The 14,965-nt window shown below is 64.3% G+C and carries 16 protein-coding genes; 5 read left to right on the top strand and 11 right to left on the bottom strand.

Annotation, left to right across the window (positions count from 1 at the left end):
• Positions 1-11: 11 nt before the first annotated feature.
• The 7 genes from ilvC to SOM28_RS16700 form a co-directional block, all read right to left on the bottom strand.
• Complete coding sequence (ilvC, locus tag SOM28_RS16730; protein ID WP_147933101.1) at positions 12-1,028, bottom strand: ketol-acid reductoisomerase; 1,017 nt, start codon at positions 1,026-1,028, stop codon at positions 12-14.
• Between the two features lie 85 nt (positions 1,029-1,113).
• A complete protein-coding gene (gene ilvN, locus SOM28_RS16725) occupies positions 1,114-1,605 on the bottom strand; it encodes an acetolactate synthase small subunit (protein ID WP_005666354.1) in 492 nt (163 codons plus the stop codon).
• Positions 1,605-3,332 (bottom strand): acetolactate synthase 3 catalytic subunit, encoded by a 1,728-nt coding sequence (locus tag SOM28_RS16720; protein ID WP_320468773.1) that lies wholly within the window; start codon positions 3,330-3,332, stop codon positions 1,605-1,607. The genes ilvN and SOM28_RS16720 overlap by 1 nt, the downstream gene beginning before the upstream one ends.
• A 437-nt stretch (positions 3,333-3,769) precedes the next feature.
• Positions 3,770-4,630: an ABC transporter permease gene (locus tag SOM28_RS16715; RefSeq protein WP_320468772.1), complete on the bottom strand. Its 861-nt coding sequence runs from the start codon at positions 4,628-4,630 to the stop codon at positions 3,770-3,772.
• Positions 4,630-5,481, bottom strand: a complete 852-nt coding sequence (locus tag SOM28_RS16710) for an ABC transporter ATP-binding protein (RefSeq protein ID WP_320468771.1) — start codon at positions 5,479-5,481, stop codon at positions 4,630-4,632. Before SOM28_RS16710 ends, SOM28_RS16715 begins: the two co-directional genes overlap by 1 nt.
• Before the next feature lies 1 nt (position 5,482).
• Positions 5,483-6,487 (bottom strand): ABC transporter substrate-binding protein, encoded by a 1,005-nt coding sequence (locus SOM28_RS16705; RefSeq protein ID WP_320468770.1) that lies wholly within the window; start codon positions 6,485-6,487, stop codon positions 5,483-5,485.
• A 17-nt stretch (positions 6,488-6,504) separates the two neighbouring features.
• Positions 6,505-7,380: a TauD/TfdA dioxygenase family protein gene (locus tag SOM28_RS16700; protein ID WP_123070646.1), complete on the bottom strand. Its 876-nt coding sequence runs from the start codon at positions 7,378-7,380 to the stop codon at positions 6,505-6,507.
• 219 nt (positions 7,381-7,599) lie between these two features.
• Between SOM28_RS16700 and SOM28_RS16695 the strand changes: the two genes are divergently transcribed.
• From SOM28_RS16695 to SOM28_RS16675, 5 genes are all read left to right on the top strand, one after another.
• Positions 7,600-8,172 (top strand): RNA polymerase sigma factor, encoded by a 573-nt coding sequence (locus SOM28_RS16695; RefSeq protein WP_123070640.1) that lies wholly within the window; start codon positions 7,600-7,602, stop codon positions 8,170-8,172.
• Positions 8,169-8,585 (top strand): DUF3619 family protein, encoded by a 417-nt coding sequence (locus SOM28_RS16690; protein WP_123070639.1) that lies wholly within the window; start codon positions 8,169-8,171, stop codon positions 8,583-8,585. Before SOM28_RS16695 ends, SOM28_RS16690 begins: the two co-directional genes overlap by 4 nt.
• Positions 8,582-9,397, top strand: coding sequence for a DUF3106 domain-containing protein (locus SOM28_RS16685; protein ID WP_320468769.1), 816 nt, complete (start codon positions 8,582-8,584; stop codon positions 9,395-9,397). The genes SOM28_RS16690 and SOM28_RS16685 overlap by 4 nt, the downstream gene beginning before the upstream one ends.
• Positions 9,384-9,932 carry an RDD family protein gene (locus tag SOM28_RS16680; RefSeq protein WP_123070637.1) on the top strand — a complete coding sequence of 183 codons (549 nt, stop codon included), beginning with the start codon at positions 9,384-9,386 and terminating at the stop codon, positions 9,930-9,932. The genes SOM28_RS16685 and SOM28_RS16680 overlap by 14 nt, the downstream gene beginning before the upstream one ends.
• A gap of 92 nt (positions 9,933-10,024) precedes the next feature.
• Positions 10,025-11,014: an SDR family oxidoreductase gene (locus SOM28_RS16675; RefSeq protein ID WP_320468768.1), complete on the top strand. Its 990-nt coding sequence runs from the start codon at positions 10,025-10,027 to the stop codon at positions 11,012-11,014.
• Here SOM28_RS16675 and SOM28_RS16670 read toward each other — a convergent pair.
• The 4 genes from SOM28_RS16670 to ltaE form a co-directional block, all read right to left on the bottom strand.
• The gene (locus SOM28_RS16670; RefSeq protein WP_320468767.1) at positions 11,008-12,645 is read right to left on the bottom strand and encodes a choice-of-anchor I family protein; all 1,638 of its coding nucleotides are present in this window, start codon (positions 12,643-12,645) and stop codon (positions 11,008-11,010) included. The two genes, SOM28_RS16675 and SOM28_RS16670, sit on opposite strands and share 7 nt — an antisense overlap.
• A gap of 67 nt (positions 12,646-12,712) precedes the next feature.
• Positions 12,713-13,219: a hypothetical protein gene (locus SOM28_RS16665; protein ID WP_123070634.1), complete on the bottom strand. Its 507-nt coding sequence runs from the start codon at positions 13,217-13,219 to the stop codon at positions 12,713-12,715.
• Between the two features lie 12 nt (positions 13,220-13,231).
• Positions 13,232-13,933, bottom strand: a complete 702-nt coding sequence (locus tag SOM28_RS16660; protein WP_123070633.1) for an RNA pseudouridine synthase — start codon at positions 13,931-13,933, stop codon at positions 13,232-13,234.
• On the bottom strand, positions 13,930-14,964 hold the full coding sequence (ltaE, locus tag SOM28_RS16655; RefSeq protein ID WP_123070632.1) for a low-specificity L-threonine aldolase: 1,035 nt from the start codon (positions 14,962-14,964) through the stop codon (positions 13,930-13,932). Before ltaE ends, SOM28_RS16660 begins: the two co-directional genes overlap by 4 nt.
• Position 14,965: the final 1 nt, after the last annotated feature.

The following is a 14,965-nucleotide window of genomic DNA, read 5'->3' as shown; positions in this document are numbered from 1 at the left end:
TGCCAAAAAACTTAGTTCTTCGACTGATCCACCAGCTTGTTCTTGGCGATCCACGGCATCATGCCGCGCAGCTTGGCGCCGACTTCTTCGATCTGGTGCTCGGCGGTCAGGCGGCGACGCGAGATCAGGGTCGGGGCGCCGGCCTTGTTTTCCAGGATGAAGCTCTTGGCGTATTCGCCGGTCTGGATGTCCTTCAGGCACTGACGCATCGCTTCCTTGGTCTGCTCGGTGACGATGCGCGGGCCGGTCACGTATTCGCCGTATTCCGCATTGTTCGAGATCGAGTAGTTCATATTGGCGATGCCGCCTTCGTAGATCAGGTCGACGATCAGTTTCAGCTCGTGCAGGCACTCGAAATACGCCATCTCAGGCGCGTAGCCGGCTTCGGTCAGGGTTTCGAAACCAGCCTTGATCAGCTCGACGGCGCCGCCGCACAGCACGGCCTGCTCGCCGAACAGGTCGGTCTCGGTTTCTTCGCGGAAGTTGGTCTCGATGATGCCGGCGCGGCCGCCGCCGTTGGCCATGGCATACGACAGCGCGATGTCGCGCGCCGCGCCCGATTTGTCCTGGTAGACGGCGACCAGGTGCGGCACGCCGCCACCTTGCGTGTAGGTGCCGCGCACGGTGTGGCCCGGTGCCTTTGGCGCGACCATGATCACGTCGAGGTCGGCACGCGGCACGACCTGGCCGTAATGCACGTTGAAGCCGTGGGCGAAGGCCAGCACGGCGCCCTGCTTGGCGTTCGGCGCGACGTTCTTGTTGTAGACCTCGGCGATGTTTTCGTCAGGCAGCAGGATCATGATGACGTCGGCGTTTTTCACTGCCTCGTCGACCTCGGCGACCTTCAGGCCGGCTTGCTCGACCTTGCCCCACGACGCGCCGCCGCGGCGCAGGCCGACGGTGACGTTGACGCCCGATTCAGAGAGGTTCTGGGCGTGGGCGTGGCCTTGCGAGCCGTAGCCGATGATGGCGACGTTCTTGCCTTTGATGAGGGAGAGGTCGCAGTCTTTGTCGTAGAAAACTTTCATTTTGGGATCCTGTATATAAATAGTTATGTATGAGTATGGGGGCGTTGCGCGTGGACGGCGGAGCCGTCCACCCTACAGTTCGTTCTTAGACTTTTAGGATGCGTTCGCCGCGTCCGATGCCCGAGCCGCCGGTGCGGACGGTCTCGAGGATGGAAGCCCGGTCGATCGAGTCGATGAAGGCGTCCAGCTTCGACTTGGCGCCGGTGAGCTCGATCGTGTAGGTCTTTTCGGTGACATCGATGATGCGGCCGCGGAAGATGTCGGCGGTGCGCTTCATTTCTTCGCGCTCCTTGCCGACCGCGCGCACCTTGATCAGCATGAGCTCGCGCTCGATGTGCTGGCCTTCGGTCAGGTCGACCACCTTCACCACCTCGATCAGGCGGTTCAGGTGCTTGGTGATCTGCTCGATGATGTCGTCCGAACCGGAAGTGACGATCGTCATGCGCGACAGGGTCGCGTCTTCGGTCGGGGCCACGGTCAGGGTTTCGATGTTGTAGCCGCGCGCCGAGAACAGGCCGACCACGCGCGACAGCGCGCCGGCTTCGTTCTCCAGGAGGACAGAGATAATGTGTCGCATCACAGGTCCTCCGAGCCGAGCAGCATCTCGTTCAGGCCGCGGCCCGCCTTGACCATCGGCCAGACGTTTTCGTTCTGGTCGGTGATGAAGTTCATGAAGACCAGGCGGTCCTTCATGGCGAACGCTTCGCGCAATGAACCCTCGACATCGCCCGGCTTTTCGATGCGCATGCCGACGTGACCATAGGCCTCGGCCAGTTTTTCGAAATCGGGCAGCGAATCCATATACGACTCGGAATAGCGCGAACCGTAGTCGATCTGCTGCCACTGGCGCACCATGCCCAGGAAACGGTTGTTGAGCAGGATGATCTTCGGCGTCAGGTGGTATTGCTTGCAGGTGGCAAGCTCCTGGATGCACATCTGGATCGAACCCTCGCCGGTGACGCAGGCCACGGTCGCATCCGGATTGGCCATCTGCACGCCCATCGCGTACGGCAGGCCGACGCCCATCGTGCCCAGGCCGCCGGAATTGATCCAGCGCCGCGGCTTGTCGAAGGCGTAGTACTGCGCAGCCCACATCTGGTGCTGGCCGACGTCAGAGGTGATGAAGGCGTCGCCATTGGTCACCTTATGCAGCTGCTCGATGACGGCCTGCGGCTTGATCACGATGTCCGAGGTCGGATACTTGAGGCAGTCGCGGCCACGCCATTCGGCGATCTGCTTCCACCAGCCCTGCAGCGCATTGGTGTTTGGCGAGACGTTGCCGGCATCGAGTTGCGACAGCAGTTCGACCAGCACGTCCTTGACGTTGCCGACGATCGGGATGTCGACCCGCACCCGCTTCGAGATCGACGAGGGGTCGATGTCGATGTGGATGATCTTGCGCGGATTCGAGGCGAAGTGCTTCGGATTGCCGATCACGCGGTCGTCGAAGCGGGAGCCGATGGCGATCAGGACGTCGCAGTGCTGCATCGCCATGTTCGCTTCATAGGTGCCGTGCATGCCCGGCATGCCGACGAAGTGCGGATCGGAAGAGCGCGATCCGCCCAGGCCCATCAGCGTATTCGTGATCGGGAAACCGGTTTTCTCGACCAGGCGGTTCAGTTCATCCGAGGCATTGGCCAGGATCACGCCGCCGCCCGCATAAATCATCGGGCGCTCGGCGTTCTGCAACAGCTGGACCGCCTTGCGGATCTGGCCGGCATGGCCCTTGTCGACCGGACGGTACGAGCGCATTTCGATCTCGCGCGGGTACTCGAACAGGCATTTATTGACGGTGATGTCCTTCGGAATATCGACCAGCACGGGGCCTGGACGGCCGGTACGGGCGATAAAGAAGGCTTTCTTGATGGTCGAGGCCAGCTCGCGCACATCCTTGACCAGGAAGTTGTGCTTGACCACCGGACGGGTGATGCCGACGGTATCGCATTCCTGGAAGGCATCCTGGCCGATCGCATGGCTTGGCACCTGGCCCGAGATCACGACCATCGGGATCGAATCCATATAGGCGGTGGACAGGCCCGTGACGGCATTGGTGACGCCCGGACCGGAAGTGACCAGGGCGACGCCCACGGTGTTCGAGCTGCGCGAATAGGCGTCGGCGGCATGCACCGCGGCCTGTTCGTGGCGAACGAGGACGTGCTGGAATTTGTCCTGTTGGAAGATCGCGTCGTAGATATAGAGGACCGCGCCGCCCGGGTAACCGAAGACGTGCTTGACGCCCTCTTCTGCCAGACAACGGACCACTATCTCAGCGCCCGTGATCGGGACGGCTGAATCGTTACTCATGTACATTCCTTTCAAAACCCAATGGGAGATTGATCGGATGCCCGTTCCTAACGATATGCGTCTTTGCGCGACAACCCTCAGGCTTGACTACTTTCTGCGTGCACGTCGATGTTTCGGACACCGTAGGGTCCTTACGCACCGGCGCTGGGCGCAACTCGTTGAGCGTGAGTGTTTGTAGCGGTCTTACGCATCTCTCGCGCTTGTGGCGCGGGTCGGAGCAAACTGCCTACAAATGAAAGCGTGTCACAACCGGACTGGGCCTTGTGTGCCGAATCCGGATGACGTAAAAGCCTTGGGGGTGCAAAGCGTGAGGGACACCTTACCGCGCCGCACCATTTTGGTCAAGAAGGAAAGATAAAAATCGCTTCATGAACGAAAATGGTGCAACAAATTCGGCCGACTATCCGAAAAGTGCGCGGTTTTTGCGTGAAGGGAGTTTAACGCTGCATGCCCCATCGCCGCACGGTGACGCGTTCCAGCGTCTGGAACACGAAGTGCTCGATCGCCAGCCCGATGATGATTACGGTCGCCAGTCCCGCGAACACCTTGTCGGTGAACAGCTCATTGCGGCTCTGGAAGATGTACCAGCCCAGCCCGCCCTGCCCCGAAGTGCTTCCGAACACCAGCTCGGCGGCGATCAGGGTGCGCCAGGCGAACGCCCAGCCGATCTTGAGACCCGACAGGATCGACGGCAATGCGGCCGGAATCAGGATTTGCAGGACCATGCGTAATCCCCCAAGACCGTAATTGCGACCGGCCATGCGCAAGGTCTCGGGCACGGCGCGGAATCCCGCGCTGGCATTCAGGGTCAGCGGCCATAGCACAGAGTGCACCAGCACCATCAACAGGCTGCCCTTGCCCAGCCCGAACCACAGCAGCGCCAGCGGCAGCAGCGCGATGGCCGGCAGCGGGTTGAACATCGAGGTCAAGGTATCGATCAGCTCGCGTCCGAAGCGGTTCGAGACCGCCAGCCAGGTCAGCAGGAAGGAACCCGCCACGCCCAGCAGAAAGCCCTGGCTCAGGATCGCCAGCGACACCGAGACATAGCCGATCAGCTCGCCCGACAACATGCCATCCACGAAGGCGCGACCGGTCTGCAGCGCGCCCGGCAGCAGCAGGTCGTTATCGAACCAGCGCGCCAACACTTCCCACACGACGGCCAGCGCCAGCAGGATGGCGGGTTTTCTCAACCAGCCGAAGCGGTCCAGCGAGATCGATGCCGCGGCGGGGACAGCCACGGCGGGCCGCAATGGCAGGACGTACTCGGGACGGATCGGCGGTTCGCGCAGGGTCGTCATCAGTGCGCCTCCGCCATGCGGTCTTCATCCTGGCGCACATCCGGTGCGGTATCGCCATCGAACAGCAAGCCATGAATGCGCTGGGTAGCCGCCTGGAATTCCTGGCTACCGGCGCTCGACAAGCTGAACTGGTGGCTATTGAGCTCGGCCCGTACCCGGCCCGGATGGGGCGACAACAGCAGGATGCGGTTGCCCACCACCAGCGCTTCCTCGATCGAGTGGGTCACGAACAGCATCGTAAAACCGATCTCGTCCCACAGCGCCTGCAATTCTTCCTGCATGCTGCGCCGGGTCAGCGCGTCGAGCGCGGCGAACGGCTCGTCCATCAGCAGCACGGCCGGCTGCATGGCCAGCGCGCGGGCAATGGCCACCCGCGCCTTCATGCCGCCCGACAAGGTGTGCGGATAGGCGTCGGCAAAGCGCGCCAGCCCGACCTTGCCCAGCCAGTGGCGGGCACGCCGGTCGGCCTCGCTACGCGATACGCCGCCCGCCAGCATCGGGAACATCACGTTCTGCCGCACCGTCTTCCATGGCGGCAGCTGATCGAATTCCTGGAACACGACGATGCGATCCGGCCCCGGCCCCGTGATCGGCTTGCCGGACAGGCTGAGGCTGCCGGCGCGCGGCGCGATGAAGCCGCCGATCGCTTTCAACAAGGTCGACTTGCCGCAGCCGGACGGTCCCAGCAGCACGAAGCGGTCGCCGCGGTGGACGTCGAAGCTGACGTCGTCCGTGGCCCGCACGATGCCGCGCTCGCTCGCATACTCGAGGGTGACGTGCTCGGCGCGCAGCAGTGGTTCCGACGTTGCAACTTTTTGGACCAGGTTCAGCGGTATGACAGGGGTGATCATGTCAGCTCCCGTTGGCAATGACCGGATGCTCGAAGAAGTAATCCTTCCACGAGGCCGGCTTGTTCTTGATGGCGCCGACCTGGTGCAGGAACTGCGCCAGGCCCAGCGTATTCTGCGGCGCGACGCGGAACTGCGTCTTCGGATCCTTGATCACCTTCAGCAGCAGCGCGCGGTCGATATTGCCCTTGTTGACCCGCAGGTAGGCATCGGCTGCGCCGTCCGGATTGGTCGCGATGTACTGGGCGGCCTCGGCCAGCGCATCGAGGAAGGCGCGGTAGGTCTTGGGATTTTGCTTTACGTATTTTTCGGTGGCATACAGCACCGTCGCCGAGGCCGGCCCGCCCAGCACCTGGTAGGAATCGAGCACAATCTTCGCGTTCGGGTTACCGGCAAGCTCTTGCTCCTGGAATGGCGGCCCGCCGAAGTGGGCGTTCAATTCGGTCTTGCCGGCGATCAGGGCCGCGGCCGCGTCCGGGTGCGGCAAGGTCTGGGTGATCGGGTCGAGTTTCTTGAATTGGGCATTGCCCCACTGCTTGGCGGCGGCCATCTGCAGGATGCGGGCCTGCACCGATACCGTCACCGCCGGCAAGGCGATGCGATCTTTGGGGCCGAAGTCGGCAATGGTCTTGACGTTCGGATTCGTGCTGACCAGGTAATAGGGGAAGCTGCCCAGCGAGGCGACGCCGCGCACGTTCTGGCGGCCCTTGGTGCGGTCCCAGATCGTCATCAGGGGGCCGACGCCGGCCCCGGCGATATCGATCGAGCCCGACAGCAGCGCATCGTTGATCACGGCGCCGCCGGAAAGCTTGATCCAGCCGACATCGATGTCGACGCCCTGCTTCTTGCCATGCTTTTCGATGAGTTTCTGGTCTTGCGCCACGTTCAGCAGCAGATAGACCACGCCGAACTGCTCGGCGATGCGGATCTGGCCTTCGGCCTGGGCAAATGATGGAAGCGTCAGGGCCAGTGCAGCACCTAAGGCAATGAACTTCTTGTGGTATTTCATGGGTTTCCCGGGTTGAGTCAGAACGGAACGTCGCCTTCGATGGTCGTGCGGTACAGCTTGCGGCGCAGGTGGTCCGGACAGCCGGCCGCCAGGTGCATCAGCGAGCGGTTGTCCCAGAACACCATGTCGTGCGGCTGCCACTGATGGCGGTACACGTGCGGGGCGCGCGTGCTGTGGTCGAACAGCGCGTCGAGCAGTTCGCGGCTGCGCTGTTCCGTCACGCCCAGGATGCGGGTCGTGAAGTGCTCGCTGACGAACAGGGCCTTGCGGCCGGTCTCGGGATGGGTCCGCACCACCGGGTGGCTGACCGGCCTGACTTCGTCGATCTGGGCCTGGGTGAGCTTCGGGCGGAACGGGTTTTTCTGACGCAGCTCTTCATACTTCGCCAGATACCAGTGCTCGGCCTGCAAGCCTTCGACCTCGCGCTTCAGATGGTCAGGCAAGGCGTCCCAGGCCGTGTGCTGGTTCGCGAACAGGGTGTCGCCGCCTTCCGCCGGCAACTCTTGCGCATGCAACATCGAGCCCAGGCTCGGCGTTTCCTTGTACGACAGGTCGGAATGCCAGAAATGGCCGGCATCGCCAAGGCCGATCGGCTCGCCGTTCTCGCGGATGTTCGAGACGATCAATACTTCGGGATGGCCTGCCAGCTGGAAATTGCGCAGCACGTGGATCTGCAACTGACCGAAACGGCGACTGAACTCCACCTGCTCGGCCGGCGTGATGTGCTGGTCGCGGAACACCAGCACGTGGTAGTCGAGGTGGGCGCGGTGCAGGCGTTCGAAGTCTTGCGCACTGAGCGGACGCGACAGGTCGAGGCCGACGACTTCGGCGCCCAGCGGGGCGCCGATGATCGGGTGGATAGCAAATGCTTGGCGGGGAATGTCGAGCGGCATGATGGCGGAGGCGGGTATGGTCGTGTTGACAGCGTAATGACGCTCCAATAGGCGAACAACGAATGATTTCGCCTATCTTCATGCAGTTTTTAAACGTTATGCATATGACATTACCGCCTCCCTCCACTGAGCGATTACGGTGCAGGCCAGGACGTTTTTTGCTAGGATGCGAAGGTTTTCCCTAAAGCACGAGTAAGACGAGCGCTTCCTTGAACCCGCATGGCCACAGATAAAGAACTCAACGACTTCCTCGAGAATGTCGAACGGCGTGCGTTCAAGCAGGCGGTGTATGCGGTGCGCAAGGACGAATCGGCGCTGGACATCGTCCAGGACGCCATGATCAAGCTGGCCGAAAAATATGGCGACAAGCCGGCCGCCGAGCTGCCGATGCTGTTCCAGCGCATCCTGCAGACGACGATCCTCGATTACTTCCGCCGCGAAAAGGTGCGCAACACCTGGGTCAGCCTGTTTTCGGGCTTCAGCCGCCGTGAGGGAGATGACGATGACGACTTTGATATACTTGCCTCATACGCGGCTGAAGATGGATCGGCCGCGGCAGAGTCGAGTGCGGACCAGCTTGAGCGTGAACAAACTTTGCGCTTGATCGAAGAAGAAGTACAAAAGCTCCCAACGCGTCAACGGGAAGCCTTCCTCATGCGTTACTGGCAGGATATGGACGTGGCCGAAACGGCCGAAGCAATGGGATGCTCCGAAGGCAGCGTCAAGACACATTGCTCCCGTGCCACCCACGCCCTCGCCGCAGCGCTCAAGGCCAAGGGAATCACACTATGAATACCGACGACATCAACCTGGCGTATAAAATCCGCCATGCACTGAACGAACAGCTCGATACCCTGCCGGCATCGACCACCAACCGGCTGGCTGCCGCGCGCGCCGCCGCGCTCGCGCGCAAGAAGGCGGACGCGCCGGTCGAGTATTTCAAGCCGGCCCCTTCCGGCTGGCGCCAGATGCTGGCCGGCTTTGGCAATGCCCTGAGCGGCCCTGCCATGTCGCGCCTGGCCGTCGCGGTGCCGATCCTGGCGCTGGTGATCGGCATGGGCGGCGTCTACCAGCACGAACAGCAACAGCAGATCGCCGAGCTGGCCGACATCGATGCGGCCGTGCTGTCCGATGAACTGCCGCTCAACGCGTACCTCGACCCGGGCTTTTCCGCCTATCTGGAGTCGCAGCAGCGCCGGCAATGACAAAGAACGACGCTTCACAGTCTCGCGCATCGAAGCCCGGCGCCTCGAAAGCACGGTTTCCCGTCCTGAAAACGGTGGCCGGAGTGCTGGTGGCCGGCGTCATCGCCTGGGTCATCGTGGACCGTTTCGACACCCCGTCCGTACTGCCGTCGGTGGCCGACGTCGTCGATGGCGAGCGCGCGTCGCCCAAAAGCTTCGACAAGCCCCTGTGGAACGATCTGAGCAGCGCCCAGCAAGTGGCGCTGGCGCCGCTGGAACCCGAGTGGAACCAGATGGAAGGACCGCGCAAGCGCAAGTGGATCGAGATGTCGGCCCGCTTCGCCTCCATGCCCGCGTCCGAGCAGCAGCGCGTGCACCAACGCATGCGCCAGTGGATGAAGCTCACCCCCGAACAGCGCGAACTCGCGCGCGAGAACTACAGCCGCACCAGCCGCCTGGCCCAGGGCGACAAGGCGGCCAACTGGGAAAACTACAAGCAGCTGTCGGATGACCAGAAACGCAAGCTGGCCAACAGCCCGGCAGCGGCGCGCAACAAGAGCATCCCGGTGGCGCTGCCTGAAGCGCCGATGCTGGTCACGCCGACGCCCTGCCCGCCGAACACCACCCGCCGCGGCGCCGAATGCATCCTGGTCGGCACGGATACCGTGGTGCCGACCGACACCGCGAGCGTGCCGCCGGCAGTGCAGAGCGCCCCTGCTCCCGGTTCCCCGGTGACGCCGGGTCCGGCGGCCAGTTCCGCCGCCGATGGCGGCGCGATCGCCGCCCCGGGCGGCCAGCAGGCACCCGCGCAGGCCGCCAATGCAAGCAACTGAGCCGCTTGCCGCTGCGGGCGCGGCCACGCCGACGCACGCGACTTCCTTGCCGACGCCGACCGTCAAGCGCCGCGTGACGGTGATGGTCTATGAATTCTTCCTGCTGTTCGCCGTCGAGATGCTGGCGGTGCTGGTCTACATCCTCCTCACCGGCAACCGCCAGGAACCGCTGTTCCAGCATGGGCTCAAGCTCTGGCTGTTCCTGGTGACAGGCCTGTACTTCACCTGGTGCTGGCGCGACAGCGGCCACACGCTGGCCATGAAGACCTGGCGCATCAAGGTGGTCCAGGCCGGCCACGCGCGCCTGCCATGGCGCACGGCCCTCGTGCGCTACCTGCTGGCCTGGGGCTGGTTTGCGCCGGCGCTGCTCGTGTGCGCCGCGGCCGGGCTGCACGCCAAGGGCGAGATCGCCGTTGCACTGACGGTCGGCATCGTCCTCTGGGCGCTCACCGCCTTCCTCGACAAGGACCGCCAGTTCCTGCACGACCGCCTGGCCGGCACCCGCCAGGTCCAGCTGCCCAAGATCAAGCGCTAGCCCATTCTTCAGCTTGCCGCACGGCATTCGAACGCGGCGGCATCCGGAATCGCGGAATAATCGGCCTTTTCACTGTGAATGAAAGGTCAACGATGAAGCCATCGAATCTCCGCGTGGTCATCATGGGCGCCTCCAGCGGCATTGGCGCCGCGACCGCCATCGCCTTTGCCCGCGAAGGCGCCGACCTGGTGCTCGGCGCGCGCGGCAAGGAAGGCCTCGACGAGGTTGCCCGCCAATGCTTTCAGGCCGGCGGCCGGGCCGAAACGGTGGTGGTCGACGCGACCGACGCCAAGGCGGTGGCCGCTTTCGCGCGCGAAGCGCGGTCCATCCTGGGACAGATCGACCTGTGGTTCAGCAATGTCGGCGCCGGCGTGGTCGGCAAATACCAGGACGTGCCGATGGACGACCACCGCCAGGTGATCGAAACGAACCTGCTCACTCACATGAACGACGCGCACGCGGTGCTGCCGATCTTCCTGGAGCAGGATCGCGGCATCTGGGTCAATATGATCTCGTCCGGCGGCTACGTCGCCACGCCCTATGCGGCGGCCTACGCGGCCAGCAAGTTCGGCCTGCGCGGCTTTAGCGAGGCCCTGCGCGCCGAGGTAGGCAAGCGGCGCCATATCCACGTCTGCGACGTGTACCCTACTTTCGTGGATTCGCCAGGCTTCAGCCATGCGGCCAACTACTCGGGCGCCCATCTCTCGTATCCGCCGGGCGCGCTGGCGCCGGAAACCGTGGCCGATGCCGTCGTCAAGCTGGCCCGCCATCCGCGCGACACGACCGTGATCGGGGCGCCGGCCGCCGCCATGAAGGCCACCCAGCTGGCGCCGAATCTCGTCGCGGCCGGGATGAATCGCTTCATGGATGCGTGGGCCAAACGGGCGGAGCGCACGCCCGATACGCGCGGCGCGCTGTACGAAGCGCCGCGTGGCGCCAGCGGCCTGCATGCCGATCCGAGCCGGCTCAATCAGCGTCGTCCCCAGCCGAGCCAGCCGGCCAACAAGGCCCTGGTGGCCGGTGCGGCGGTGGTCGCCGCCGCAATCGGCATGCAGCTGCTGCGCAAGCGCGCGGATCAGTAAGTCAGGTTGATCTGCATGACGGCGGTGGTGCCGCTGACTTCGTTACCGACGATCAGCAGCGGCTTGCCGTTCGGCGATTTGTAAGCCGGGATCAGGGTCAGGCCTTCCGGACCCAGGTCGCCCTTGTCGCCGTCGCGGGTGTTCAGGTAGGTGACGAAGGAAGCCTGGGATGGTTTACTCACGTCATATACCATCACCCCGCCGACGCGCTCCAGGCCGATGAAGGCGTAGTGCTTGTTGCCGAACTTGCCGACCACGGCGCCCTCCGGTTCCGGCCCCTTCGAGGCGCTGCGGTCTTCCAGGTCGTTGTTGTCGTTGCTGGCGTTGAATTTGACGTTCGGCAGCGCCTTGGTACGCTGCTCGAATTCGTCGCCCGAATCGTAGACGCGTTTGATGTCGGTGTCCCAGATCGAGAACGAGCGGCCGCCGAAGGTGTACAGCTCGTTGCACTGCCCTGCTGCGTTCTTGCCATCCTTGCCGCCGTTCGGTGTCGTCGTGATGCGCAGGCGGCCGAGGTTCGAATCGAAGATCTGGTTGGCCGCGTCCGGGAAGACTGCGGGGTCCAGGCCTGCCGTGCAGTGCGCACGCACGCGGCTCTCTTCGTTGAAGCCCGGCCAGTCGGCGCGGGCGTCTCCCTCGTTGGCGGTGATCAGGTAATGCTTGCCGTCCACCGAATAGCTGGCGATGGCGTCCGGCAGGTACATGCCTTTCACCGGCTGCGGGCCGATCTTGATGGCCGGCGAACCGCTATTGGTATTGGCGCCGCCATCCTCGTCCGACGCATCCATCCCGAAGCCGGCGACGCTGTGGTCTTTAAAACCGAGCGGCTTGACCGCGGTGACCTTGGCGGTCGCGACGTCGACGATGGCGATCGCGTTGTTCTCTTGCAGGGTTACCCACGCGATGCGGCCGTCGTCGCTGACGGTGATGAATTCCGGCTCGAAGTCCTGGGCCGCGCTGGCGTTCGGTCCGAAGATGCGGATGCCCTGTGCGCGCAACGCGGCTTCCTGGCCGTTGAAGGCGCGGAAGTCGGCGGTGGCCACCGACGGCGTGCCGCCGCGATTGACGGTGATGACGCTGACCGAACCTTCCGGATCGGTCGTGCCGGCCACGCCATAGCCGCTCGGCTCACCCTCGTTCGCGACCAGCACCTTGGTGCCGTCCGGCGTGAAGGTCAGCATGTCGGGCAGCGCGCCGACCTTGACGCTGTTGACCAGCTTGAGGTCGGCCGCATTGTAGAAGGCGACGGTGCCCGGCTGGGTCTTGGGATTGGCTTCGATCGCCAGCGCCACCAGGCCGTCGTGCACGGCGACGCTGTTGACCGCCTTGCCCAGGCTGGCCACATTGATGGTGCCGATCAGTTTCGGCGTTGCCGGCGCCGACAGGTCGAGCACGTCGACCGTGCCGTTGGCGCCGTTGACGACGAACAGGCGACGGCTGCCCGCATCATAGGCCGTGATCTCGGCCGCGCCAACCGCCCCGCCGTTGTAGCCGCCGATCTTCTGCAGCGCGAGCGTGGTCGGGGTCGGATCGTCGTCGTCGCCACCGCAGGCCGCGAGCACGCAGGCCAGCGCGATCGCGCTCAACATCGGGAGATAACGGGAAGGTTTAGTGGCGCGGCGCAGGAACATGGTTGTCGATTTTCCAAGGATGAAAAATCGACAGCATATTGACGCAAGATGACAGCCGTATGACTTCTCAGGCCCGTTCGACGGCGCGCTGCATCAGCTTGCGCGGCCATGGCAGCAGTTGGAACAGGATGCCGCAGGCCAGCGCCGGCAGGATGAATAGCTCGATCACCATATAGGCGCGGATGATCTTCCATGGATCCGGGTTGTTCGGGTCCATCCCGCCCAGCAGGTCGCCATAGGAATGGCGCGCGATGTAGAGCGTGAGCGCGGTCATCGCAAAGCCGCACAGCAGCGCCGCGCCCGCGCCCAGCAGCACGCGCCGCGGCGTGGTCTGCAGGCGGCGGCGCAGCGGTTCCAGCTTGACGGCCAACGCCACCAGCATGCCGTGTGCAAGGCCGAGCGCGCCCGCGATCAAGGCGCCGAACAGCAGCGCCGCCAGGTAGAACGACGGCATGAGCTCGATGCGGCCCTTGGTAAACAAGGTGGCCAGGGTGAATTCGATCACCGGGATCACGGGCCCCAGCAACAGGAAAAACAGGACGCTGGTCGCGACCAGGCGGAACGAACTTGGCATATCAGGAAAAACTCAGAAGCGCTCGACGTCGCGCAGGTAACGCCAGCCGCCCGGCGGCAGGCTGCCCATGGAAATGCGGCCGATGCGCAGGCGGCGCAGCGCGGTGACCTTCAGGCCGACGTCGCCGCACAGGCGCTCGATCTGGCCGCGCTGGATATTCTTGCCGGCGATGCGCAGGCGGGCCTCGCTTTGCCAGCTGGCGCGGAACATGCGGCCCAGTTTATCGAGGCCACCCTCGGCGATCTTTCCGTCCACCTCGGCCACGTATTCGTACTCGTTGCGCGGCGCATCTTCAACCAGCTTGCGCATCACGCGCCAGTCCTGGCTGAACACGACCAGGCCGGATGCCGTCGTCTCAAGCGGCGTCGCCAGCGCCAGCTTGAACAGGTGCCGGCGCAGGAAAGGCTTGCCGAAACCATTGTCCAGCACTTGCGTGTCGGCGCCGATCGTCGCCAGCAGCGCGTCCTGCTCGACGCCAGCCGGCTTGTGCAGCAGGATGGTGACCGGCTCCGGCTCGACCGGGGTCGCGCCAGGCAGCATCGCGACCTGTTGCGCGGCCGTGACGCGGGTGGCGGGATCTTCGGCCACCACGCCATCGACGCTGACCCAGCCGCCGGCGATATAGCGTTCGGCGTCGGCGCGCGAGCACCCCGCTACGTCAGCGACGCGTTTCGCGAGGCGGATGCCGTCGTCGGTGTTCGATGGTGCGGTCATGCGTGCCAATCAGAGAAAAATTCGGTGAATACGTCGATCGTACGCTTGACGTCGGCATTCGAGATGTCGAGATGGGTCACCAGGCGCATTTTGGGGCCGACCGTGGCGCGGATCTGTGCGCGCTCGAGCGCCTGGCGCAGCGGCGCGCAGGCAGCGGCCGGCACGTCCATCCAGAAGATATTCGTTTGCGGCGTGCCGACGCTGAGCTGTTCGATCCTGGCCAGGCCGCGCGCCAGTTCGGCTGCGTTGTCATGGTCGTTGGCGAGCAGCGCGACGTTGTGCTCCAGCGCGTAGTGGGCCGCGGCGGCGATCACGCCGGCCTGGCGCATGCCGCCGCCCAGCATCTTGCGCCAGCGCTTGCCCTGCTCGATGAAGGCCTTCGGTCCCAGCAGGACCGAGCCGACCGGCGCGCCGAGGCCCTTCGACAGGCAGACCGACACCGTATCGAAACCTTTGACCGCATCGACCAGGCTGATGCCCTGCTTGACGGCGGCATTGCAGATACGCGCGCCGTCGAGGTGGGTCGCCAGGCCTTTATCGTGGGCGAGCGTGGTCGCGGCCGCGATGTATTCCTGGCTCAGCACACGGCCGCCGATGGTGTTTTCCAGCGCCAGCAGACGGGTGCGCGCGAAGTGCATATCGTCCGGCTTGATATAGGCCTCGATATCGGCCAGCGCGATCGAGCCGTCCGGCTGGTTCGCGATCGGCTGCGGCTGGATGCTGCCCAGCACCGCGGCGCCGCCGCCTTCGTACTTGTAGGTGTGCGCTTCTTGCCCAACCAGGTATTCGTCGCCGCGGCCGCAGTGGGTCATCAAGGCAATCAGATTGGTCTGGGTGCCGCTCGGGGCGAACATGCCGGCCTCATAACCGAACAGCTCGGCCGCATAGTCCTGCAGGCGGTTGACGGTCGGGTCGTCGCCGTAGACGTCGTCGCCGACCGGCGCGGCCACCATGGTGGCGCGCATCGCGGCGCTCGGCTGGGTGACGGTGTCGCTACGCAGGTCGATCCAGCGCTGTTGGTCTTGGCTCATG

This window comes from Massilia sp. CFBP9026, from assembly GCF_034045165.1.
In the GTDB taxonomy this organism is placed as follows: domain Bacteria; phylum Pseudomonadota; class Gammaproteobacteria; order Burkholderiales; family Burkholderiaceae_D; genus Telluria; species Telluria arenae.
Note: the sequence above shows the minus strand (reverse complement) of the source record. Positions and strands in the feature narration are given on the sequence as shown.